General features: G+C 41.6%; 20 protein-coding genes. 18 read left to right on the top strand and 2 right to left on the bottom strand.

From position 1 onward, the window contains the following. Window positions 1-140: 140 nt before the first annotated feature. From Q7A53_RS09425 to Q7A53_RS09355, 15 genes are all read left to right on the top strand, one after another. On the top strand, window positions 141-866 hold the full coding sequence (locus Q7A53_RS09425; RefSeq protein WP_411788896.1) for a sulfotransferase family 2 domain-containing protein: 726 nt from the start codon (window positions 141-143) through the stop codon (window positions 864-866). Between the two features lie 134 nt (window positions 867-1,000). Beyond that, the gene (locus Q7A53_RS09420; RefSeq protein ID WP_411788895.1) at window positions 1,001-1,690 is read left to right on the top strand and encodes a nucleotidyltransferase domain-containing protein; all 690 of its coding nucleotides are present in this window, start codon (window positions 1,001-1,003) and stop codon (window positions 1,688-1,690) included. Between the two features lie 184 nt (window positions 1,691-1,874). Then, window positions 1,875-3,149 (top strand): surface carbohydrate biosynthesis protein, encoded by a 1,275-nt coding sequence (locus Q7A53_RS09415; protein ID WP_411788894.1) that lies wholly within the window; start codon window positions 1,875-1,877, stop codon window positions 3,147-3,149. Window positions 3,150-3,353: 204 nt separating this feature from the next. After that, complete coding sequence (locus Q7A53_RS09410) at window positions 3,354-4,745, top strand: surface carbohydrate biosynthesis protein (RefSeq protein WP_411788893.1); 1,392 nt, start codon at window positions 3,354-3,356, stop codon at window positions 4,743-4,745. A 19-nt stretch (window positions 4,746-4,764) separates the two neighbouring features. After that, window positions 4,765-5,769 (top strand): UDP-N-acetylglucosamine 4,6-dehydratase family protein, encoded by a 1,005-nt coding sequence (locus Q7A53_RS09405; RefSeq protein ID WP_411788892.1) that lies wholly within the window; start codon window positions 4,765-4,767, stop codon window positions 5,767-5,769. A gap of 19 nt (window positions 5,770-5,788) precedes the next feature. Next, window positions 5,789-6,733 carry a dTDP-glucose 4,6-dehydratase gene (locus Q7A53_RS09400; RefSeq protein ID WP_411788891.1) on the top strand — a complete coding sequence of 315 codons (945 nt, stop codon included), beginning with the start codon at window positions 5,789-5,791 and terminating at the stop codon, window positions 6,731-6,733. A gap of 13 nt (window positions 6,734-6,746) precedes the next feature. Continuing rightward, window positions 6,747-7,946 (top strand): UDP-4-amino-4,6-dideoxy-N-acetyl-beta-L-altrosamine transaminase, encoded by a 1,200-nt coding sequence (gene pseC, locus Q7A53_RS09395; RefSeq protein WP_411788890.1) that lies wholly within the window; start codon window positions 6,747-6,749, stop codon window positions 7,944-7,946. Window positions 7,947-7,971: 25 nt separating this feature from the next. Further along, entirely contained in the window at window positions 7,972-9,015 is a 1,044-nt protein-coding gene (locus tag Q7A53_RS09390; RefSeq protein ID WP_411788889.1) for an N-acetylneuraminate synthase family protein, read from the top strand. After that, window positions 9,012-9,998 carry an ATP-grasp domain-containing protein gene (locus tag Q7A53_RS09385; RefSeq protein WP_411788888.1) on the top strand — a complete coding sequence of 329 codons (987 nt, stop codon included), beginning with the start codon at window positions 9,012-9,014 and terminating at the stop codon, window positions 9,996-9,998. The genes Q7A53_RS09390 and Q7A53_RS09385 overlap by 4 nt, the downstream gene beginning before the upstream one ends. Further along, on the top strand, window positions 9,995-10,915 hold the full coding sequence (locus Q7A53_RS09380; protein WP_411788887.1) for an NAD-dependent epimerase/dehydratase family protein: 921 nt from the start codon (window positions 9,995-9,997) through the stop codon (window positions 10,913-10,915). The genes Q7A53_RS09385 and Q7A53_RS09380 overlap by 4 nt, the downstream gene beginning before the upstream one ends. After that, a complete protein-coding gene (locus Q7A53_RS09375; RefSeq protein WP_411788886.1) occupies window positions 10,905-11,687 on the top strand; it encodes a 3'(2'),5'-bisphosphate nucleotidase CysQ family protein in 783 nt (260 codons plus the stop codon). Before Q7A53_RS09380 ends, Q7A53_RS09375 begins: the two co-directional genes overlap by 11 nt. Beyond that, window positions 11,684-12,370 (top strand): PIG-L deacetylase family protein, encoded by a 687-nt coding sequence (locus tag Q7A53_RS09370; protein ID WP_411788885.1) that lies wholly within the window; start codon window positions 11,684-11,686, stop codon window positions 12,368-12,370. The genes Q7A53_RS09375 and Q7A53_RS09370 overlap by 4 nt, the downstream gene beginning before the upstream one ends. Next, on the top strand, window positions 12,367-13,470 hold the full coding sequence (gene pseG, locus Q7A53_RS09365) for a UDP-2,4-diacetamido-2,4,6-trideoxy-beta-L-altropyranose hydrolase (protein WP_411788884.1): 1,104 nt from the start codon (window positions 12,367-12,369) through the stop codon (window positions 13,468-13,470). Before Q7A53_RS09370 ends, pseG begins: the two co-directional genes overlap by 4 nt. After that, on the top strand, window positions 13,457-13,978 hold the full coding sequence (gene pseH / locus Q7A53_RS09360) for a UDP-4-amino-4,6-dideoxy-N-acetyl-beta-L-altrosamine N-acetyltransferase (protein ID WP_411788883.1): 522 nt from the start codon (window positions 13,457-13,459) through the stop codon (window positions 13,976-13,978). Before pseG ends, pseH begins: the two co-directional genes overlap by 14 nt. Window positions 13,979-14,090: 112 nt before the next feature. After that, window positions 14,091-15,044, top strand: coding sequence for a glycerophosphodiester phosphodiesterase family protein (locus Q7A53_RS09355; protein WP_411788882.1), 954 nt, complete (start codon window positions 14,091-14,093; stop codon window positions 15,042-15,044). A gap of 173 nt (window positions 15,045-15,217) precedes the next feature. On the opposite strand, the gene Q7A53_RS09350 is transcribed toward Q7A53_RS09355, so the two are convergent. After that, window positions 15,218-17,284, bottom strand: coding sequence for a bifunctional 2',3'-cyclic-nucleotide 2'-phosphodiesterase/3'-nucleotidase (locus Q7A53_RS09350; protein WP_411788881.1), 2,067 nt, complete (start codon window positions 17,282-17,284; stop codon window positions 15,218-15,220). 558 nt (window positions 17,285-17,842) lie between these two features. Further along, the gene (locus Q7A53_RS09345; protein WP_411788880.1) at window positions 17,843-18,976 is read right to left on the bottom strand and encodes an alcohol dehydrogenase catalytic domain-containing protein; all 1,134 of its coding nucleotides are present in this window, start codon (window positions 18,974-18,976) and stop codon (window positions 17,843-17,845) included. Between the two features lie 365 nt (window positions 18,977-19,341). Here Q7A53_RS09345 and nadE point away from each other — a divergent pair, with 365 nt between their 5' ends. The 3 genes from nadE (at window position 19,342) to Q7A53_RS09330 (ending at window position 22,960) form a co-directional block, all read left to right on the top strand. Beyond that, on the top strand, window positions 19,342-20,091 hold the full coding sequence (nadE, locus tag Q7A53_RS09340) for an NAD(+) synthase (RefSeq protein WP_411788879.1): 750 nt from the start codon (window positions 19,342-19,344) through the stop codon (window positions 20,089-20,091). A gap of 5 nt (window positions 20,092-20,096) precedes the next feature. Further along, on the top strand, window positions 20,097-20,654 hold the full coding sequence (locus tag Q7A53_RS09335) for a cysteine hydrolase family protein (RefSeq protein WP_411788878.1): 558 nt from the start codon (window positions 20,097-20,099) through the stop codon (window positions 20,652-20,654). A 389-nt stretch (window positions 20,655-21,043) separates the two neighbouring features. Continuing rightward, on the top strand, window positions 21,044-22,960 hold the full coding sequence (locus Q7A53_RS09330) for an endonuclease MutS2 (RefSeq protein ID WP_411788877.1): 1,917 nt from the start codon (window positions 21,044-21,046) through the stop codon (window positions 22,958-22,960). Window positions 22,961-23,023 lie beyond the last annotated feature (63 nt).

The raw sequence follows: 23,023 nt of genomic DNA, 5'->3' as shown, positions 1-23,023 counted from the left end.
GAAAGCAGAAAGCTGTACATAATAGAAAAATTCAGGAAGATGTTCTTCCCTAATCATGCCACAAGATATGACTTAGTTCTCTGCACGTTTTGAAGGGTCTATCATACCTTAACTCAAAAGAGTAAAGGCGTTGTGTCCATTTGATCCATTTTAATAAAGATGATCTTGAGGAAGAGTTTTTAGTTTGTTTTCTGCATATTCCTAAGACGGGTGGTCAAACGCTCTGGGGAATTTTAAGAGCGCAGCCTACTAATATCATAGTGAAGCATGGTACTTATTTTGAAAAATTTAATAAACCATGCGCCTATGTAACGATGTTAAGGGATCCTGTGGACCGGGTCATTTCAACTTATTATTATATAAGGAATACCGTGCGTGATCCTCTGTGCGAGCAAGTAAATAATATGAGTTTGGAAGAGTTCATTCAATACATGGAGCGGGAGGATGTGGAAAATAATCCTTATGAACCCATGGAGGATTTGCGGAATATTAAATTCCGTACGGTTAATCTTGCTACACGGTACCTTTCCGGAGGAGACCCAACACAGTTAGCTGCAGCAAAAGAAAATCTAAGAAACTATTTTTTATTAGCCGGCATGACGGAAATGTATAGTGAATCCTTATTTTTTATGGAAAAACTCTTCGGTTGGAAAATTGCCGCCGGAACCAAGATGAGAAATAATAATCCTAATCGGATACCGGTCCATGAAGTTTCTCCGTCTATGATTGAAAGAATAAAAGAATTGAATCAGCTGGATATCGAATTATATGAAGGCGCTAAAGCAAAGTTTTTACGGCAGATTGAGCTTTTAAGCAAGGAAACAAAAGAAGAATTAGAAGCATGGAAACAGAAATTTACTTGGTGACTTTATCTAGTGCCCAATTTCCTTCTTAAAAAAATGAATGAAAATAAGACGGGTGGGAATAAGGCGGCAGTGGGTGAACAGCAGTACTCAGTACTCATATTATTTCATAAGAAGGGCAAAAGGAGCAGGATAAAGTGAATAAGATAATAATGGATACAGCACTCCAGTTTGTTCAGCAATATTTTCCAGGGTGTAAAGCTGCTCTCTTGTCTGGCAGTGTCGTCCGCGGGGAACAAACCAGTTCGTCTGACCTTGATATTCTCATCTTGTCTAATGATTCCTTTCGTAAATCTTGTCAGTTTATGGATTGGCCGATTGAAGTATTTGTTCATAATGAGGACTCTTTATCCTATAATTTTTTTCTGGAAGAACAGCATGGAGTGCCTTTGCTTACTAGGATCTGTGCAGAAGGAATAGTGCTAAAAGGAGAAGAACTTGGGGAGGCGCTTATTCGAGAAGGGAAAGAGTTATTAAATAAAGGACCAAGTGCTTGGCCGAAAAGCCAGCTGGATAAAATGCGATATAGAATTACGGATTTACTTGATGATTTAGAAGGGTCTACTTTGCCTGAAGAGGACCTGTTTACTGTGACCGCCCTTACTGAAAAACTCCATCAATTTATTTTAAGAGCTAATCAGCAGTGGACCGGAGAGGGTAAATGGATGTATCGTTCACTTAAGGATTTTAATCCAGGGATGAGTAAAGAGCTTGAGAAATACTTACGGGAGTATTATCAGCTTAGTAAGAAAAAAGAACTGATTCAATATATAGATGAACTGCTTGAACCTTATGGCGGAAGGCTGTTTGACAACTTCTCTCAATAAAAACAATATAATAGGACTCATCAGCCAACCCGAACCAGTCATTAATGGTTCGGGTTTTTACATGATTGATTGGATTGGAATATTAGTAAGGAAAGATCATAAATTAAAAAGATGACTGCATTCGATTTAGTGCCATTCTCATGCACAGCGTTCAACATGTGAACAGGCAGGAATGGGGGGAAGCATGAATAATAAGAAAAAGTGGCTGTATCTGCCCATTGAAGTAAAAGTAAGAGAATTAGATGCGAAACTTCTATTAAGCTATTATGCTCTGAGAGAAGGTTATCGAGTTGTCTTAGGGGAACATCAAATGGTCGAACTGGCCGCCAATACGCTGCCCAAAGGGATTTTCTTTTCTAAAGGTTATACACATGGATACCGGCAGAGAGTAATTACCAATGCCCATGCAGCCGGCCATAAAATAGTGGAGCTTGATGAAGAGGGTTTTCTGGTTTCGGATCAGAAGAAGTATATGCGCGACAGGATGAAGGCTGACATGTTGGAGCTTGTCAGCCAGGAATACTGCTGGGGGGACTATCAGAAAGATATAATTATTCAGAAACGTCCTAACAGAAAGAACATGTGTTATGTGACAGGCAGTCCAAGACTGGACTTGCTTAAGCCCAAATTTCAGTACCTTTTTAAAGAAGAAGTGAATCGGTTAAAAGGGAAGTTTGGTACTTTTATCTTAATTAATACAAGATTCACAAGCTACAACTATATGAAGGGCAAAAAGGAAAACACGGATGCAGTTACGGTTTATATGAAGAAGCTGTACGAAAGTTTTCTTCAGCTGATTCATACTATGGCGGTTCGGTATCCAGATGTGAACATCGTGATCCGTCCCCACCCTGGGGAAAATAGTAAGAGTTATCAAAAGGAATTCACTTCGTATCCAAAGGTCCATGTGCTCCATCAAGGAAATATTATTAATTGGCTGGCAGCAGCTAAAGTGGTGATTCATAATGGCTGTACCTCGAGTATTGAAGCATTTCTCCTTGGTAAATCTACCATCTCTTATTTGCCTATTGTTTCGAAGGAGTTTGATGTAGAACTTGCTAATCAATTAGGAATAAAAGCAAGCACCATCGCAGAAGTTCATTCAATATTGGATAAGATTATAATAAATGGTGACTTTACACGAGTGAGTGAGGAACAATACGCTCCCGAGAATAGACAATTATTAGATCATTATTCTCCCGTGTTAAAAGAAACGTTCACGTATAATAAAATCCTCAAATTAATGAATAAGCTGCCCGTAGATGCAGCAGGGGATTCTTCTCCTAAACAGCCTATGAAAGTCCGCTTCAATGCAAAGTTAAAATATGTATTTCCATCGCTCTACAGGAAGGAGATTTGGGCTTTTTATAAAAAAATGGATAAATTGGAGCGCAACATTAGTCATCTCACAATAGAACAATTAGGTGATAATCTTTTTAAAATCGAACGCATCGACTGATTTGCCATAGAAAAACCTGATTGTGCAAATGAAGAACCCCCTTGAATGCACAGACCCTCTTTTGTGGGATTCAGGGGGTTTTTGCTGTCTTTAAATCTTACAAGAGTGCCATAGGATAAGTGTATACTCCGCTTTACACCTAACACCGCATAAGCTAAACCACATATATATAATTAGTAGATTAAAAAAGATTGAGTGATAGGTATGAAGTTTTTTAAAAGGATGAAAGAAAGGCTGAAAAATAAGATGACAGATGAGATCGATCATAAACCATGGCTTTACTTACCCATAGAAACGAAAGTAAGAGAGCTTGATGCAAAGTTATTGCTCGCCTATTACGCAGTGCACCATAATTACAGGGTCGTTTTGGGTTTATCAGGGATGATGGAAGAGGCACTTGAATGTTTACCGCCCGGGATTTTTCTTGATAAGGGCTACATCGAGAACGATAAATTACGCCGTTTCCAACAGGCTAAGAAGTACGGACATAAGTTGCTGAATTTACACGAAGAAGGGTTTCCGCTAACGGAGAAAGAGATTTATATTCAGAAGAGTCTTGACCAGAAGAGCTTTAATCTTCTTGACTATGAGTGCTGCTGGGGAGAAGTACAGAAAAATATTATTATTAGTCAGTATCCTGGTGAAGCCCATAAATGTGTGATCACGGGCAATCCCCGTTTTGATTTACTGCAAACGAAATATCGCAGCTTATTTAATATTGGAGCGGAAGCCATCAAAGAACGTTATGGAGACTTTGTTCTAATTAATACCAGGTTTCCTGCCTATACAAAGACCGTGAATGAAAAGGGCAAGGTGAATGTAAAAATCCTTTCCCAATTAGAGAGACATCTAGGGAAGTATGGTCCAAGAGAAATCTTACAGCTTTATAAGCAATTTATCGTAATGATCAAAGCGTGCAGTCAAAGGTATCCTCATCTTCATTTCGTAATCAGACCTCATCCAAGCGAAGTATTCAGTGTGTACGAGCAAGATTTGAAAGAATGTAACAATGTTTCCGTGGTCCACGAAGGAAACGTGATTAACTGGATTCTTGCTTCTAAGCTAGTCATTCATAATGGCTGTACGACTGGAGCTGAAGCCTTTCTGCTGGAGAAACCAGTCATTTCCTATGTTCCGTTGAAAGAAAGGAAATATGACCTGCCAAACGAGCTTAGTATTAAAGTAGCTAAAGTAAAAGATATCTTTCAGTTTATTGATCATGACCTAAATCAATATGATTTCAACAGCAACAAATTTAATGAACAAAGAAAGCTGCAACTGCTTAAGGGATATAATGCGGGGGTTCAGGATCGGTTTGCCCATGAAAATATTCTTCATTTATTAAATAAAATTCCTGCACCTAAGGCGAGTCCCGATCATATTGAAATGAATGCTCAACTGCTCAGCAAATTGAAGAGAGAAAATAATAAACGGATATATAAGACCAATCCCATTGTTATGCAGAAATTTCCCAGTTTAACCGTTAAGGAGATAAACAGCTTCCTTACAAGGATTAATAGGATAGAAAGAAAAGGCAAGCGGATCCTAGTTCGGCAATTGTACGATAAGTTCTTTGAAATCACTTTAGAAGGATGACATAGAAAGGAGGAGAAGAATGTATTTTAAGAATAAAAGAGTACTGATTATTGGCGGAACTGGAACGATTGGGAAGAGTCTATTGAAGGCGATTCTGCTCCAAGATCCTAAGTTCGTGCGAGTGTTCAGCCGTGATGAATATAAGCAATACCTTTTGCAGAATGAAATGGGAAACGATCAGGATATTCAGTACTGCCTTGGCGACGTAAGGGATGAAGCACGAGTGTTTCAGGTTATGGATGGAATCGATTATGTCTTCCACGCAGCCGCTATGAAACATGTTCCATCATGTGAATTTAACCCATACGAAGCTGTCCTGACCAATATTAAAGGCACTTATAATGTGATTCATGCAGCCATAGCTAGGAAGGTGAAAAAGGTCGTCTTTACAAGCACGGATAAAGCCATTTCCCCGACTAATACGTACGGTGCAACTAAGTTAGCCGCTGAAAGGCTGATTGCATCCGCGCAAACGATTGAGGGAAGTCACTCTACAACGTTTTCAAGTGTACGATTTGGGAACGTAATGGGCTCGCGAGGATCTGTTATTCCTTTGTTCACCAGGCAAATAAGGGAACATAAGAAAATTACTGTCACAGATTTGAAGATGAGTCGCTTTATGATGACCCTGGAAGAAGCCACAAATCTTACGATGAAAGCCTTACAGTATTCAACGGGAGGAGAAGTATTTGTATTAAAAATGCCTGTCGTTAATTTACAGGATTTGGCCAAAGTAGTCATAGAAGAAACCTGTAACAAATATGATATTAAATGTGACTCCGTAGGAATTGAGGAAATAGGGTTAAGACCTGGGGAGAAAATGTATGAAGAATTAATGACCGAAGATGAATCGCTAACCGCGCTTGAATTACCCGATATGTTTGTGATACCGGCATCCCCTGCAAATTTGGCAGATTATAATGGAGCGAAACCCGTGACTAAAGGAACATACCGTTCCGACGACCAGTCTCCTATGACCTTAGAAGATTTAAGGACTAGAATTATTAAAGAAAAGCTTATTTAGCTTGAAGGGAGGAAACGGAATGAATGTATTAGTTACCGGAGGAGCGGGATTTATCGGCCGGTGGGTAGTAAAGAAGCTACTAGACGATGGACATCATGTGTGGGTTTTGGATGATCTGTCTAATGGCAGAGAAGAGAATTTGTCAGCGTTTAGAACTCATAAGAATTTTGCAGCTTTTATAAAAGGGGACATTAAAGACAATGGTTTATTAGCGCAGGTATTTTCAAACCATTTTTCTGTCTGTTATCACCTTGGGGCGAGCATCAACGTTCAGGATAGTATTGATGATCCTAAGACTACGTTCGACAATGATACGATTGGCACATTTAATATTCTGGAACAATGTAAACAACACCAGGTGAAGATTGTATTTATGAGTACTTGCATGGTTTATGATCAAGCTTCGACTCCATTGGGAATTAAAGAAACGGATCCGATCAAACCCGCGTCTCCTTATGCGGCTTCAAAAATTGCCGCAGAGAATTTGGTCTTGTCTTATTATTATGCCTATGACCTTCCAGCTGTAGTTATTCGCCCATTTAATACCTATGGCCCTTTCCAGAAAACAGGAGGAGAAGGCGGAGTAGTAGCCATTTTTATCAAGAATAACCTCGAAGGTATTCCTCTGCAGATTTACGGTGATGGAAAACAAACGAGAGATCTTTTGTATGTAGAAGATTGCGCCAGATTTGTAGTGACAAGCGGTTATGAAGACACCGTGAATGGGGAGATCGTTAATGCTGGTCTAGGGAAAGACGTTTCCGTTAACGATTTAGCTTTTCTCATCTGTAAAGATGAAGGCAAAATTCAGCACGTGAAACATATACACCCTCAAAGTGAGATTGCTAAATTATTGTGCAATCATGAAAAAGCAGAGAAATTATTAGGCTGGAAACCACAAGTCAGCTTGGAAGAAGGGATCCGAAAAACGGAAGAATGGATCAAATCGACGGATTTAATCTAGCGGAGGAGTGAATATGAACATCAATCAAAACGATGAAGAATTCTATCGAGTAAGGTCCTCGTTACTCCCATATGGAAGACAATGGATTGACGAACAGGATTGCCAGGCTGTTGAGAAAGTCTTGAATAGTGAATTTCTGACTACAGGGCCGATGGTGGGGAAATTTGAAGCCGCTGTTGCTCAATACACAGGAGCAAAGTATGCTGTTGCGTTTTCAAGTGGGACGGCGGCATTGCATGCTGCCTGCTTTGCTGCGGGTATTGAGGAAGGAGACGAAGTGATCACCACGCCTATGACTTTCGCCGCAACGGCTAACTGCATTCTATATCAAAAAGCCTGCCCAGTGTTTGCCGACATAGATCCCGATACTTACAATATCTCACCTGCCTCTATATCCTCTCTCATCACCTCTAAAACAAAAGCCATTATACCCGTACACTTTACTGGTCAGCCAGCAAATATGAAAGCTATTCATAAAATCGCTCAAGAACATAACCTAGTGGTGATTGAAGATGCGGCTCATGCATTAGGAGCTTTCTATAATGGGAAAGCGGTCGGGGGTCTCAATGATATGACCATGTTCAGTTTCCATCCGGTGAAACATATCACTACTGGAGAAGGCGGTATGATCACGACCAATAATCCTCAGTATCGGGATAGCCTGCTTAAGTTCAGAACTCATGGGATCAGCCGCAACCCTCAGGATCTAGTAGAAAATCACGGACCCTGGTATTACGAAATGGAGTTTCTTGGTTTTAACTACCGGATGACGGATATACAGGCTGCTCTCGGGGAAAGTCAATTAACTAAATTAAGCGGCTTTATTCAGCGAAGGAAAAAGTATGTGCAGATGTATAATGAAGCATTTAAAGACTTGAAGGAGTTGACTATTCCTTTTCAAGATCAGCTAAGTGATTCGAGCTGGCACCTGTATGTCATTCGCTTGAACTTAGATCAATTGAAAGTAGGCAGGAAAAAAATATTTGAATCGTTTCTGAAAGCTAATATTGGAGTGAATGTTCATTATATCCCTGTGTACTATCATCCATTCTATAAAAAATTAGGATTTCAGAAAGGTCTGTGCCCAGCTGCGGAAAAGCTCTATGAAGAAATCATTACGCTTCCTTTACATCCTTCCATGACCAAACAAGACGCTGAAGACGTGATAAGCGTGACTAAAAGCATCCTTTCTCATTACTCTGTTCACTCGTAACTGGTCGTACTTAGGGGGGATAACTATGGGGGAGGCCATAACGATTAATGGGAGGGCAGTAGACGCTGTCCGCCCTTATATTATTGCGGAAATTGGATCAAACCACGATGGGAATTTGGCACAGGCAAAGCAGCTGATTGCTTCTGCAGCAGCTGCAGGAGCAGATGCTGTTAAATTCCAGACGTTTAAAGCAGATCGTCATTATTCTAAGTATACCCCGGGTTTTTCCTATTTAGATCATAACAAACGAGGAACCTATGAACTGATTCGCTCTCTCGAGATAAACAGGGATTGGCATACGGTGTTAATGGCGTATGCAGCGAAGCACGGTGTCACATTTTTATCTTCTCCTTGCGACAAGGAGGCGGTTGATCTGTTAGGTCAATTGGATATGAAAGCATTCAAAGTGGCTTCCTTTGATTTAACGGACGGTGATTTAATCGCCCGGATGGCCTCTTTCCAAAAGCCGATGATTTTATCAACGGGCATGGCGGATTATGGAGACATTCAATGGGCGGTTAATCGTTGCAGGAAAGAAGGGAACGACAAAATTATTTTATTACAATGCACATCGCTCTATCCTGCCCCTGTTGAGTTATCGAACTTAACAGCTATGAAAACCTTACAAGATACCTTTCAAGTTCCTGTCGGGTACTCGGATCATACGCTGGGGACCCATGTTTCCATAGCCGCAGCGGCATTAGGGGCATGTGTAATCGAAAAGCATTTCACACTGGATAGAACGCTTTCTGGACCGGATCATCCATTTGCGGTTGAACCGGAAGAGATGAAAACGATGATAACGGACATACGAGAGGTGGGGAAAGCTTTAGGAGACGGAGTAAAGAACGGGCCGAGGAAAGAGGAAGAGGAAATGTATTGGAAGGGGAGAAGAAGTCTTCACACAACTAGGGACCTTCAAGCAGGAGAAAGGCTGACTAAGGCGGATTTGTGCATCAAACGTCCGGGTTATGGAATTTCCCCGCGATTCATGGAAGAGGTCAAAGGTATGGTATTGACCCAAACCGTAAAGGCCGATCACTGGATTACATGGGAGGATTTAAAATGAGTCATAAGACCGTGTTTTTGACCGGTGCTGGAGGGGCGGCGGTTCCGGGATTAATTAGAATCTTGAAGAGTAAGGGCTATCGAGTACTGGCTGGGGATATGGATCCTCATGCTGTGGGACTTTATACGGCCGATCAAGGGTTTAAGCTCCCTCAAGGAGACTCTCCAGAATTTTCAAAGAAGCTGGCGGAGCTTTGTCAGCAGGAAAAAGTAGATGTACTTATTCCTTTAGTTGATGAAGAACTTCCAGCTTCTGCTGCGTTGGGGAGTGAATCACTGGCTGTATTGGTTCCGGACAAAACGTTCATAGAATTATGTCTAGATAAATATAAATTAATGCAAGCCTTTGAAAAGGCGGGAATCCCTTTTCCGAGGACGAAGCTTGCGAGTGAAGGTGCTCATGACCTTAAGTTTCCGATTATAGCTAAGCCAAGAGTTGGAAGAGGAAGCCGGGGAGTGGAAGTCTTCCAGTCGATTGACGAGTTTAATAGTTATAGAGGCACCTTACCGTCTGCGAAGGATATCCTTATTCAGGAATACATTGATGGCTTGGAATTTACTGTTTCCGTTTGTGTTTGGCGCGACGGGAGGGTCCAAGCGGTCATTCCAAAAGAAATTATTAAGAAACGAGGAGTTACTCAGCTTGCGGTTACACGAAAAAACAGTGTGATTGAAAAAGTGTGTATAAAGATTCAAGAGCAATTGCAGGCAGATGGGCCATTCAATGTGCAGCTCCGTATAGATAAGCAAGGAGTGCCTTTTGTATTTGAAATTAACCCTCGCTTTTCTACCAGCGTATCTTTAACGATTGCTTCAGGGTTTGATGAATTGAATTACTTAGTAGATCGAGCATTAGGTGTACGGTCAAGCCAAAACATTTCTTGGAAAGAAGGAGTAGTTTTGCTTCGGCAGACCTTGGATGAATTTATAACGGAAGATAAATTTCTGAAGCGAATGAAGGAATTTACCGGTGAGGGGCAATGATTCTGCTGACTGGAGGAGGGGGGTTCGTCGGCAGGAAACTGTTGGAGGCATTGCAAGGGTTATACGGAGAAGTCCTCCCTGTTTTTCGTTCTGATTGTTACTCAAATCAAAAAGAATATATTCAGTTAGATTTAACTTCCATAAAGCATTTGGAACAATTAAAACAAAGAAAGGATCATCCCGATACGGTTGTGCACTTTGCTGGTTTGGTAGATATTCATCTTCTGCCTAATCAAACGAATCCAACTCTAGCTCCCGTACCAGCCAATAAAGACATTGCATCTCTGTATATGGCCAATACCATTTCCACCGCTAACCTGCTTGAGTACTGTTTAGCTGCAGGAGTGAAGCATTTAATTTATGCTTCCTCTCAAACCGTTTATGGACTTCCAAAGACCCAGGTTATTCAGGAAGAAACTCTATGTGAACCACTTGAGCATTACGCGGTAAGCAAATATTGTGCAGAGCAGCTGCTAAAGACAGGGTCTAAGCAGGATTTGGCAGTCACATGTCTGCGCTTTCCTGGTATTTATGGAGAAGGCCGAAAAAGCGGCATGGTATATAAACTCTGTGAAGCAGCAGTAAAGCGCAAAGAAATTAAGGTGGAATTTTCGATGCCTCTGCCGCTTGACGTTTTGCATATAGAGGATGTGATCGAGGCGGTACAGAAAGCTGTGGTGCATGGAGGAAGTGGGTGGACGTGTTTGAACATCTCGACTGGCGAACCTTGCAATATACTTTTATTAGCTCAAAGAATAGCTTCATTAATGAAAGATTGCAAAGTTATAGACGCTTCTGTAGAGCAGCCGGTTATTCAATTAGATAATTCCCGGGCGAAAGAAGTACTGGGATGGAGTCCCTGGCCGATGAATAAACGGTTAGTAAACATGCTGGAGAGTGTTGAAAATGAAGCTTGATGACCTAACGTTGATTGTTGAAAAAGTGGGGAAAGCGGTGCTGACTAGACGCGGAGAAGCTTCTGAAGGTCATTGGGAAGGAACCCAATTTAAATCGAAAATCGATGGATATGCGCATCAATTATTGGAAATCTATTTAACTAAATTAGATGCCTCTGTTCCTATTATCAGTGAAGAAAATCCTCAGTCCTTAACAGCCGTTCGCCCGCGAAAGTACTGGTTGATCGATCCAATAGATGGAACAGCAAGCTTTGCTCATGGATATGACGGATATGTAACCCAGGCGGCGCTGATGGAAAATGGCTGTCCTGTAGTAGCGGCAATCTTTGCGCCAAGTCTTGGGGAGATGTATGCCGCTGAAAAAGGTGGAGGAGCGTATCATAACGGTTCATCTCTCCTTTGCTCTACTCTCAAGCCTTTTAGTACTCTGATCGATAACGAACCGGTACCGAGCGGCATCGCAAAAGAAGTGTATGATCACTTCTCCTGTGCGAGTTATATAGAATGTGGAAGTATTTCCTTGAAAATTTGCAAAGTAGCGGATGGGACTGCTGACTTATTCGTCAAAGATGTCGTGGTTAAAGATTGGGATATTGCTGCTCCTCATTTAGTTTTGCAAGAAGCAGGAGGAGTGATGACTGATCTTAGCGGTGCATCCTTCCACTATAATCACCAATATAGTAATCAAGGTCTTATTGCCTCACATTCAGCGGAGAATGTTAACAAGGTAGCAGATTGGCAGAAGGAGAAGCGAAGGGGGAAGGGGTCTTGAAAGTATTAGTAATAGCGGCACATCCGGACGATGAAATATTAGGCTGTGGAGCTGCGATGGCAAAGCATGTGGAGAACGGTGATGAAGTTCGTGTAGCCATTTTGGCTGAGGGAATTACGAGCAGAGAGAAGAAGAGAAACCGGCCGGCTAACGAAGGTAAATTATCATTACTTGCAAAGCAAGCAGAAAAAGCAAACCAAATCCTTGGGGTCAAGGAATTGAAGTTATTTGATTTTCCTGATAATCGTATGGATTCAGTGGACCAAATAGATATTACTAAAGTAGTAGAAGATTTAATAGAAGAATACCACCCGGATTGTGTTTATACTCACCACATAGGAGATGTCAATGTTGATCACCGCTGTATTCATCGGGCGGTCATTACCGCTTGCAGACCGATGCCGGATAAGCATAATGTAAAAGAACTGCTGTTTTTTGAAGTTTTATCAAGTACTGAATGGCAGCCGCCAAATTCGGGGGCTACTTTCCATCCAAACTGGTTTATCGATGTATCCCATACGATTGACAAAAAGTTGAAAGCCCTGGAAGAGTACAGTCATGAAATGAGAGACTGGCCGCACTCGCGATCCATTGATACGGCGCTCTATTTAGCGAAACTTCGTGGCTCTGCTATTGGTGTGGAAGCGGCGGAAGCTTTTATTCTAGGGAGAAAATTGCTGTGAAATCTGATGACCCCCACTTGTTGGGGACGAAATTGAAAGTTGTGATCCGCACGGATTCATCCGTATCTATAGGATATGGTCATGTCATGAGATGCTTAAGCATAGCTGAGGAATTAAGAATACTTGGTGCGGAAGTGTGTTTTATTTGCAAAGATTTAAAAGGCAATTTAATTAAAGACATAAAGGAAAAAGGATACACCGTGTATTCGATTGCCGGTACAGATCGGGAAATGGAATTCAACTGGCAGGAAGATCAGAAAGCAGTCGCTGAGATATTAGAAGGTATGGGCGAGGTCGACTGGATTATTATTGACCATTACCGGATTAATCAGCAATGGGAGAAATCTATTCGTCCGTATGTATTGAAGATTATGGTTATTGATGACCTGGCTGACCGCCTCCATGACTGTGATGTCATCTTAGATCAGGGATACTACTCCAATAATGAAGAAAGGTACAGGGACTTAGTTCCGGTACATTCGCTGAAATTGTTCGGGCCTGGTTATGCTTTGTTAAGGGAGGAGTTTAAACAAGCAAGGAATCAGCTGAGGAAAAGAGAAGGAAGTCTCAGGCGGGTAATGATTATGTTTGGAGGAACGGACCCTACGCAGGAAACGGAGAAGGCATTATCAGCCTTAGAATTACTAATGGATGAGGAAATGAAAGTAGATGTGGTAACGGGTGAGGCAAACGAGCGGAAAGAATTAATTAGAGAAAGATGTAAAAGATGGCCGAACATAACTTTTCACTGCCAGGTTAATTACGTCGCTGATTTAATGTTGAAGGCTGACCTGGCTATTGGCGCTGGAGGGAGCTCTACATGGGAAAGGTGTTTTCTGGGACTTCCGGCACTCACGATTCTCACAGCAGATAATCAAGTAGCGATGTGCCGCGAGCTGGAGAAAGTGAATGCCATTATGAACCTAGGCTGGTATGACCAAGTAAGTGTGGAAATGATTGCTCGGAAAATCAAGGAGTTTAAACAATCCCCATCCCAACTAGCCGAAATCTCAGAACAGGGGTTACGTCTCTTTCATCAGAATCAAAAGGAACATAAAGAGTTTGACTGGGTAAGGAGAGTGTTTTATGAACAAGGGTAACGGCTCGCTAAGATATATGGAAATGAGTGATATGGATAAAGTTCTCGAATGGCGTAACTCTGATCGCGTACGCTTAAATATGACGAATGATCATGTCATTTCCAGGCAGGAGCATGTAGATTGGTTTCGAAATCTGGACAGAACAAAGAACCATTTTTTACTATTTGAATATAAAAGGAAACCTGGTGGAGTAGTATATTTTAAGGACTTAAATGTCGACCACAACTCCTGTTACTGGGGCTTTTATTTAGGGGATTCCTCTTTACCGAAAGGGACTGGAAATTTAATGGGGAGTATGGGGTTGGATTTTGCTTTTCAGAAGTTAGGTGTTAGAAAGATTTGTGCGGAAGTCTTTCTGTTTAACGACCGAAGCATAAAGTATCATGAACGGCTGGGGTTTAGAAGAGAAGGACTGCTAAAGCAGCATTACTTAAAGCATAACAACTATGAAGATGTTATTTGCTACGCATTGTTTAAAGAAGACTGGGAAAGAACGGAACCAGTTTGAGCGAGTAAGAGATCTCCCTCTAGAAGGGTGTAGTCATGTTGGGGGTTGCTTCCAACAAGAATCTTGATCCGTCATCCAGAAGTTAAAGATAGAATCAGGAGTGAAATTGAAAATGAACAACAGGATAGTATTTACCTCTCTATGTTTACTGCTGTTCTTTGCTGCTTCCATTTCACTTGTTTACATAAAATCAGGAAGTACCGTAAAGCAAGCTATGTCTACCCTAGTTCCCTTTAGTGATCCAGTTATAATCGCTCACCGAGGAGCCTCTGCACGTACGCCTGAACATACGCTTCCAGCCTTTCGAAAAGCCATCGAACAGCAGGCAGACTTTGTAGAGTTTGATTTGCAGATGACAAAAGATGGAGAGCTTGTTGCTGTACATGATTCTACACTCGAGAGAACGACCAACGTCAAAGAACTGTATCCTGACAGGTCTCCGTGGGCCGTGAAAAATTTCACTCTTGAAGAAATTAAAAAACTGGATGCGGGAACATGGTTTAACGCTGCCTACCCTCCACTCGCAGATCCGGAATATCAAGGACTGCAAATACCAACATTGCAGGAAATCTTGAACCTCATTAAGGAATATCCCTCTACTCACATTGGAATTTACATAGAAACCAAAGGTCTTGGGATGGAAGAACAGCTTGCTGGGATCTTACAAAGAAACCATGTGTTTGAAAAAAGACAGGTGGTTCTGGAGTCTTTTATTCCTGAAAGCCTGAAGAAGCTCAAGGGGATAGTTCCTGAAGAAGTAGTGTTCATTCAATTAGTAGATTCGGCTCCTGCTGGAGAAGCAGAATTAAATCAGCAAATGGAGGAGATAGGTACCTATGCGGATGGAGTGGGTCCCTCGCAGGAACTTATTTCAAAGAAATATGTACAGGCAGCTCACAGGCATCACCTGCTGGTGCACCCGTATAATGTTCAAAATGAATCATTCATACAGCAGGCGATTTCATTGGGAGTTGATGGTTTGTTCACAGATGATCCAAGCCATCTCTACCAATTAATAAAACCTGGCGCAGAACATGGCATAAGTCCGCTTCCCCTGATTAGATAATGAAACAGATAGGGGAGATAGCAATAGCAAACCCGGACCATTTGCTTTCGTTGGTCCGGGTTAGCTGTTTGCACGTCTATGAAGGTTCATACTCTTCGCTTTCCGACGGTACTAATGTATTTGCTAATGATTTTGGTTGTATTTTCTATGTTTCTATGATGTCTTTTTTTACCTTATTTATGTTTGTGATGGCCGTGACCTTTGCCGTGATGGTGGTGATGTCTCCCATGACCGCCGTGGTGATGATGATGTTTTCCGTGATGTTTATCTTTATCTTGCGAAAGGTCGAGCTGGTACTTGGCGAAACCATTTTCGGTTTCATTTAGAAAGTTGATATTCTCAATGGAGTCTGCATAAGGCTGTGCTTGTTTAGAAGATTCAAAAGTAAGATCAAGTTTCTTATTTTTAATTTCTTCAAAGGACCAGTTCTGATCGGCAGCCGGATCAATCGTTTGCTGGTCCACCATATAGTCAATTAAGATTTGACGGTTTTCATCTGGTGAATCAATGATGATGTTGGAACCGTCCAGGTGAGGGAAGTGACCGCCTCCGCTCGCACGATAGTTATTGGTCGCCACAATAAAGGACATGTCCTTTGTTACATTCTTACCATTATACTGCAGTTTTTTAATTCGGTTGGCATCCGGATGGATTTCCTTACCGCTTTGATCGTATTTAGCCGGCTGTGTAACATCAACTTTATAAGTAACTCCGTCAATGACGTCGTAGTTATAAGAAGGGAATTCTGAATTGATTAAACTTTGCTCTTGTTTACTTTTTGGATCGATTTGGTTAAATTGACCGGCAGACATCTCTAGCCAGTCTTTTAGTTCTTCCCCATTCAGAAGTACGGCTTTTAACGTATTTGGATAAACGTAAAGGTCCGCTACATTCTTGATCGCGATATCTCCTGCTGGTATATCTGTATAATAGGAAGAACCGCTCCGGCCGCCGGCTTTAAACGGTGCCCCGGCCGATAATACGGGAATATCCGCATATTCCGTTCCCTGAATGTTATTTTCCACATACCATTTCTGTGCATTCGTAACAATTTGAATGGATGGATCATCGTTGACAAGCGCGAAATAGCTGTTAATCGGTGCGGTAGTTTCTCCCACCGGTGTTCTTACATAATCGATCGTTGCTTCGTGCTCCTCTTTTACAGCGTTCACAATGTCCTGATCCGTCTCTACAAGGGATGTGCCCGTAGCTGAGTCATAGATAGGACGCGCTTCTGATTGAGAATCTTTTACCGTCCAGTTCCCATTGTTATCTGTTAAGGTAAGGTCAATAACCCCTAGATGATCGCCCCAATACCCAGGTTCAACAGAAGGGACACCATTAATTGTACCTTTAGCAGAATCCACACCGCTCACCCCTTCGAAAGTGGCGTCTCCAGGAAATACTTTATGAGCATGTCCAAATAGAATCGCGTCGATTCCCTCTACCTCACTTAAGTAATAAACGGCATTCTCATCATTTCCCTGTGGTGCAGCTTTTTCAAAGCCTGAGTGGGGAACGGCAACAATAATATCAGCACCTTCTGCCTTCATTTCAGGTACGTATTTCTTTGCCGTTTCTACTATGTCTTTCACAATCACTTTCCCTTCTAGATTTCCTTTATCCCATTGCATCACTTGAGGGGGCACGAACCCAATCACGCCGACTTTCAGCTGATGTTCCTGACCATTCTCATCAGTGACCGTTTTATCAAGGATCTTGTAGGGATTAAAATAATGTTTATCATTGTCCGGATTATTATCCTGATCATCTACATAAACGTTAGCGTTGACGTAAGGGAAGTTTGCACCGCTAAGACTTCGATTTAGAAAATCAAGTCCATAATTAAATTCATGATTTCCGATATTTCCAGCATCATAATTGAGGAGATTCATCGCTTTATAAACTGGGTGCACTTCACCCTCCTTAAGAGGATTTACCTTCGCCACATAATCTCCTAAGGGTGTCCCTTGGATTAAATCACCATTATCAAACAACAAGCTATTGGTTGATTCTGTTCTCGCTTGTTTGATGAGTGTTGCCGTTTTTGCCAGTCCGAATTGGTCTGTCTTCTGGTCTTTATAGTAATCATAATTCACAATATTCGTATGGATGTCGGTCGTTTCTAAGATTCGCAGATTCACATCTGCTGATGCTCCATCCGCATGCGCGGGCGGATTATGTAACGGTAAAGCTAGTATTCCAATAGTTAATGCAGCGGCAAAAGCCTTCTTTAACATGTAACAACCTCCTATATAATGAGTGGGCCCGTTACTATTCTATAACCTTTTGCCGTAACCTTCTGTCGAAATATGTAAAAATTGTGTAAAAAACAGGAAAATGGTTCGTTGGAATCAGGATGCCAGAGAGAAGGAGGTACAAAGGTTCATCAATTAAACAAGCTAAAGACGAACAATTCGGGAAGGATAGAGATTTACTCTGAATAGCCGCTCCGGAAATACACTCCGCTTTTCGCGGGCGGCTGGTGTGCCTCCTCGTGCTGCGCACTCCGGGGGTACACTATGCCTTCCTCCTGCAGCAGTCTCCTTGTATTTCCTGCGCTAGAATGGTTTCTATTTTTCACTTCCTTCTTCCTGTTCATTATAGGAGCCTGATTTAGATAAATGGGAAACGTGAAATACGTTCTGTGTAAATTTCAAGATACCTCATATCACGCTGGCAGGAAAAAACCCGAACGATGAAGAAACGTTAATTGCTTCATCGTTCGGGTCTAATAATGGCTGGCAGATTTTTTCCCAACCTACTTCTAATACAAAAACATGGACTCATCAAGGGATTTATGGTTTCAATATAACTTTAATGTTGCCATCTTCTTTTTTATCAAAAATATCGTAAGCTTTTGCTGCCTCATCGATCGGCATGCTGTGAGTAATGATATCAGTCGGATCAAACTCTTTATTTTCAATCATGTCATACAATTTAGGCATCAAGTGGATAACAGGAGCCTGCCCCATTTTTAATGAAACATTGCGGGCAAAGAAGTCACCGATTGGAAAACCATTAGCTTCTGTTCCATACACTCCGGTCAGCTGGACGGTTCCAAATTTACGAATAGACTCAGACGCCGTTTTAATAGGGCTGATTGTTCCAAATTGGTTATCAAATTCTGAACCGAATTCTTCATCGGAAGGCACCGTGCCATCCATACCTACACAGTCTATGACGACATCTGCTCCGCCTTTCGTTTCTTCGTGAAGAAGGGAGCCGATTTTTTCAAAGGTTTTAAAATTATAGGTTTCCGCATTATTCGTCCGTTTGGCATGATCAAGACGGTGATCCACTTGGTCAACAGCAATCACTCGGCTGGCGCCTTTAAGTTTAGCGAATTTCTGGGCCATTAATCCAATCGGTCCGCTTCCAAGGATGATGACGGTGTCTCCCTGTTTTACCCCGCTGTTCTCTACACTCCAGTAAGCTGTTGGAATGACATCAGAAAGGAATAAGACACTTTCGTCATCCAATTCACTCGACTCCGGAACTTTAAAGGACGTGAAATCCGCATAAGGAACACGCAGGTATTCTGCTTGTCCTCCTGGATAGCTTCCGTACATTTCTGTAAATCCGAATAAACCACCGATTTCACCGTGGGGATTGGACTCATCACACTGGCTTTCCATTTGGTTTTTGCAGAAGAAGCATTCTCCGCATCCAATATTAAAAGGAATGACGACCCGGTCGCCTTTTTTCAAGTTCTTCACGTCAGGTCCAACTTCTTCGACAATTCCCATTGGTTCGTGGCCGACAACGTAATCCTGCTCCGGCTCAATTCCACCTTTGTAGAGGTGTAGGTCTGAACCGCATATTCCGCTTGCTGTTATTTTTACAATCATGTCCGTATGTTCTTTAATAGAAGGGGCTTCGACTTGTTTCGTTACCATCCGTTCTTTGCCTTGATATGTGACAGCTTTCACTTTAAACACATCCTCTTCTTAAAGTTTGTTGACCTATTTCCGTAATTAAAATCCCTTAAACTTTGAACATTTACAGAATTTATCCTTTTATATAGGTCTTTTTATTTACAAATAGAAGTAAATAAAATGATAGGAAAAGTGAGAGAGACCTAAATGAAGGCGATTTAAAGCTGTTTCATATAATTGCGGGCAGAAGAGGAAGAAATGAATCATAAGTCTGTATTAAATTTTTTGTAATATTATTTTATTAGAATAATATTTGTTGTAGGAATTGGTGGAGGAAAGCAGATGGAAAAATGATGTTTAAGGAGAATAAAAAGAGGAACATAGATTCTATTAGTAATAAAAAGGAAGGGGAGATATTCATGCAAAAACGAATTGAATACTTAACAAATTGGCTTCAAAACAAGGTGAAAGAGGCAGGGGCAGACGGAGCATTAGTAGGAATCAGCGGAGGGATAGATTCTGCAGTAGTTTCTTATTTAATTAAACGTGCTTTCCCAGATCATTCTTTAGGAGTTATTTTACCAATAAACCAAAAGGTTGAGGATCAGGATGATGCTCTGGCTGTAGTAGAAGGGGCAAATCTGGATTATACAGGAATAGAATTAACGATTCCTTATAAGGAAACCTTCTCCGCTATTCGTGAAAAGCTTGAAGAAAAAGGAGATTGGAATGAAGGGAAGTCCCAGCTCGGCGGTGCGAATTTGCAAGCAAGACTCAGAATGAGCACTTTATATGCAGTAGCAAGCAATTACAATTATTTAGTAGTGGGAACAGATAATGCAGCGGAAGATTATACAGGTTATTTCACTAAATATGGGGATGGCGGTGTGGATCTTGTTCCATTGATTCATATGCGCAAGGAGGAAGTCCGGGAAATGGCTAAGGCTCTCAATGTTACGGATTCTATTCTCCATAAGAAGCCAAGCGCAGAGCTCTGGGAAGGACAGTCAGATGAAGATGAACTTGGATTATCCTATGACACGATCGATAAATATCTCCGTGGAGAAAGTATCAGCCCGGAAGATGAAAAACATTTGAAAGACTTGCACGCCAAGACTGAGCATAAACGTCAAGTTCCGGCAGGACCAGAACGTTATAAAGGAGAGTGATGTCCATGAAGCAGGATACGGCGCTGATTATTATAGATATGATTAATAAAATGGAGTTCGACGGCGGAGAAGATCTGCTTGATAACACTCTGCAAATGACAGAGAATCTGCAAAATTTGAAATCGCTGGCAAAGGATAAAAATCTTCCCGTCATTTACGTCAACGACAATTTTGGTCTTTGGCAGGATAACGTTTCCGATTTAATTTCTGAATGCAGGAAGGGACAAGGTAAGCCAGTCATTGATCAGCTACTCCCTGATGAAGACGATTATTTCATAATTAAACCGAAGCATTCCGGTTTTTTCGGAACGCAGCTGGGTATTCTTCTCAACCAGCTGGAAGTCAATAACTTAATTATCACTGGAATTGCAGGTGATATCTGTGTATTATTTACCGCAAACGATGCGTATATGAGAGAATACAACCTTTGGGTGCCCAAGGATTGTACAGCTTCAGAGACAACGGAAGGGAATAATAATGCCATTCGAATTATTGAACGTTCTTTATCTGCTGTGATTACTGATAGTCGAGAGATCGATATGGATCAGGCATTCGATGATTGACTTTTTCTGGTGAATTGAGTACGATTTAGCTGTGAACAGTTTCTGTTCCGCCAGCACAATTCCTTACTAAAAAGGGGAAATGATTTATGAGTGTGGTTGTTCTTAACTAATTCCGTTAACTTTATACGGTCCTGAATAGCAGTTAAAAGCATGCATTAAGCAGGCTTATTTCGCTGCACTATTTTTCAGGAGGAGTTAAGAACAAGCATAAGCATAGCGCAAAAGACAAGAGTGTACCTACAGCTATGGCTTTTTTAGTCATAGCTTTTTTTATACTCTATTATGGCGGAACGGAGAATGTATTCATCCATTCAAACCATATCTTTGCTGCGGTGAGCTATTTAGCTTGCCGCAGTTTTTTTTATGGGAAAATTCAGGAGGGGACCCCATTGAATCAACGCACGTATCAAACCTTAGAGTTTAAGCAAATTTTACAAGAGGCAGCTGGTTTGGCCTTAACACGCGAAGGAAAAGAGAAGGTAGAACAGCTCACTCCATCTATTAACCGTAAAATGATAGAACGCTGGCATGAAGAAATTGACGAGGCGTTGGCGATTCTTAATATGAGCGGTAATCTACCCGTTCACAGTCTCGATGATGTGAGCTATATGATGGAACAGGGGCAGAAGGGAATATTTATTAAACCGGCTCAATTCACAGATCTTCTTTCGTTTCTCGATCATTGTACTAAATTAAAGCGATATATGAAGGATAAGGAATTTATCGCTCCAACAATAAGCCTCTATGCTCATTCGATGGCTGATCTATCCATGTTAGAAGAAGACATTTCTAGTAAAATCCGTCACGGACAAGTGGATGATTATGCTTCGAAGACCTTATCTAAGGTCCGGAAACAGCTGCACATTAAACAAGCGAAACTGAAAGAACGTATAGAGGCTTTATCTAAGAAACATCACGCCTATATGCAGGAAAGCCGTCCGGTGGAGAAAAACCAAAGATATACCCTTCCTATTAAACGAGAGCATCGCAGAAAGGTGAAAGGAACCATTATTGACCAATCTTCTTCAGGGGCAACACTCTTCATCGAGCCGGAAGAGCTGACATTTCTGCAGGAGGATCTTCAGCTTCTGCGTATGAACGAGGAACAGGAAGTTGAACAAATTCTATATTCCTTGACTAACCGCGTCCTGGACCACGAATATGAACTGACTATTGCCATGGAGACCATGCTTCAATATGATATTATTTTCGCAAAAGCGAAATACAGCCGTTCTATTAGTGGCAGTACGCCTATCTTTGCAGAAGGATATTCTATAGTAATGAAGAATGCACGGCACCCACTGTTAAAGGAAGAAGCGGTGCCCCTATCGTTGCAAATGGGGGAAAAAGATCAGGCGTTGTTAATCACTGGTCCTAACACAGGAGGGAAAACCGTGACTTTGAAAACGACGGGACTGCTATGTTTAATGGCTCAATCCGGTCTGCACATACCGACGGACGAAGGAACCGTACTGCCCATTTTTCAGCAGATTTTTGTAGATATAGGGGACGGCCAGAGTATTGAGGAGAATTTAAGCACGTTCAGCTCTCGGTTAGTCAACTTAATTGATATTCTCAGAGAGGCAAATGACCACTCCCTGCTCCTCTTAGATGAAATAGGATCCGGCACAGATCCAGGAGAAGGTATGGGGCTGGCCACGGCGATACTTGAACAATTATCTCAGAAAGGATCAACTATTTTAGCAACTACCCACTATAGTGAGATGAAGGAATATGCCAAACAAAAGCCAGGATTTATCAACGGGGCAATGGAATTTGATTTGGAAACGTTGAAGCCGACTTACAAGCTCCTTCTTGGTATGACAGGTAGAAGTCAAGCCTTTGATATTGCCCACAAACTAGGTCTTCACCCAGACATTCTTAAGAAAGCTCACGAGATTACCTATAAAGAAGAAACGCTTTATACGGTGGATGCCGACCAATTGAAGAATCAGGCATACACGAGCCAGACAGCCATCAATCGGTATGGAAGACAAAAATACTCGGAGAAGGCAAAACCGACTTCGAAGGGCTTTGCAATGGGAGATAATGTAGTGGTTCTTGCTACAGGCGAAACCGCCATCGTTTATAAGGGACCGGATGAAAAGGGGAATTATATCGTTCAAATCAAAGGAGAGAAGTATACCTATAATCATAAGCGTTTAAAGCTCCATATAGCTGCAGAAGAACTGTATCCTGATGATTATGATTTTGATATTATTTTTAAATCCAAAGAATACCGGAAAATAAACAAGCAGATGGAACGCAAGCACGTAGAGGGTCTTACCCTTCGTGATGAAGAGTAAGCTATAGCTCCACATAAGTTGGGAACGTAAGAACTTCATGCATTAGAAAACCCGAACGATCTG

Source organism: Halobacillus rhizosphaerae (assembly GCF_046719735.1).
GTDB lineage: Bacteria > Bacillota > Bacilli > Bacillales > Halobacillaceae > Halobacillus_B > Halobacillus_B rhizosphaerae.
This window is presented reverse-complemented; position numbering and strand designations above follow the sequence as displayed.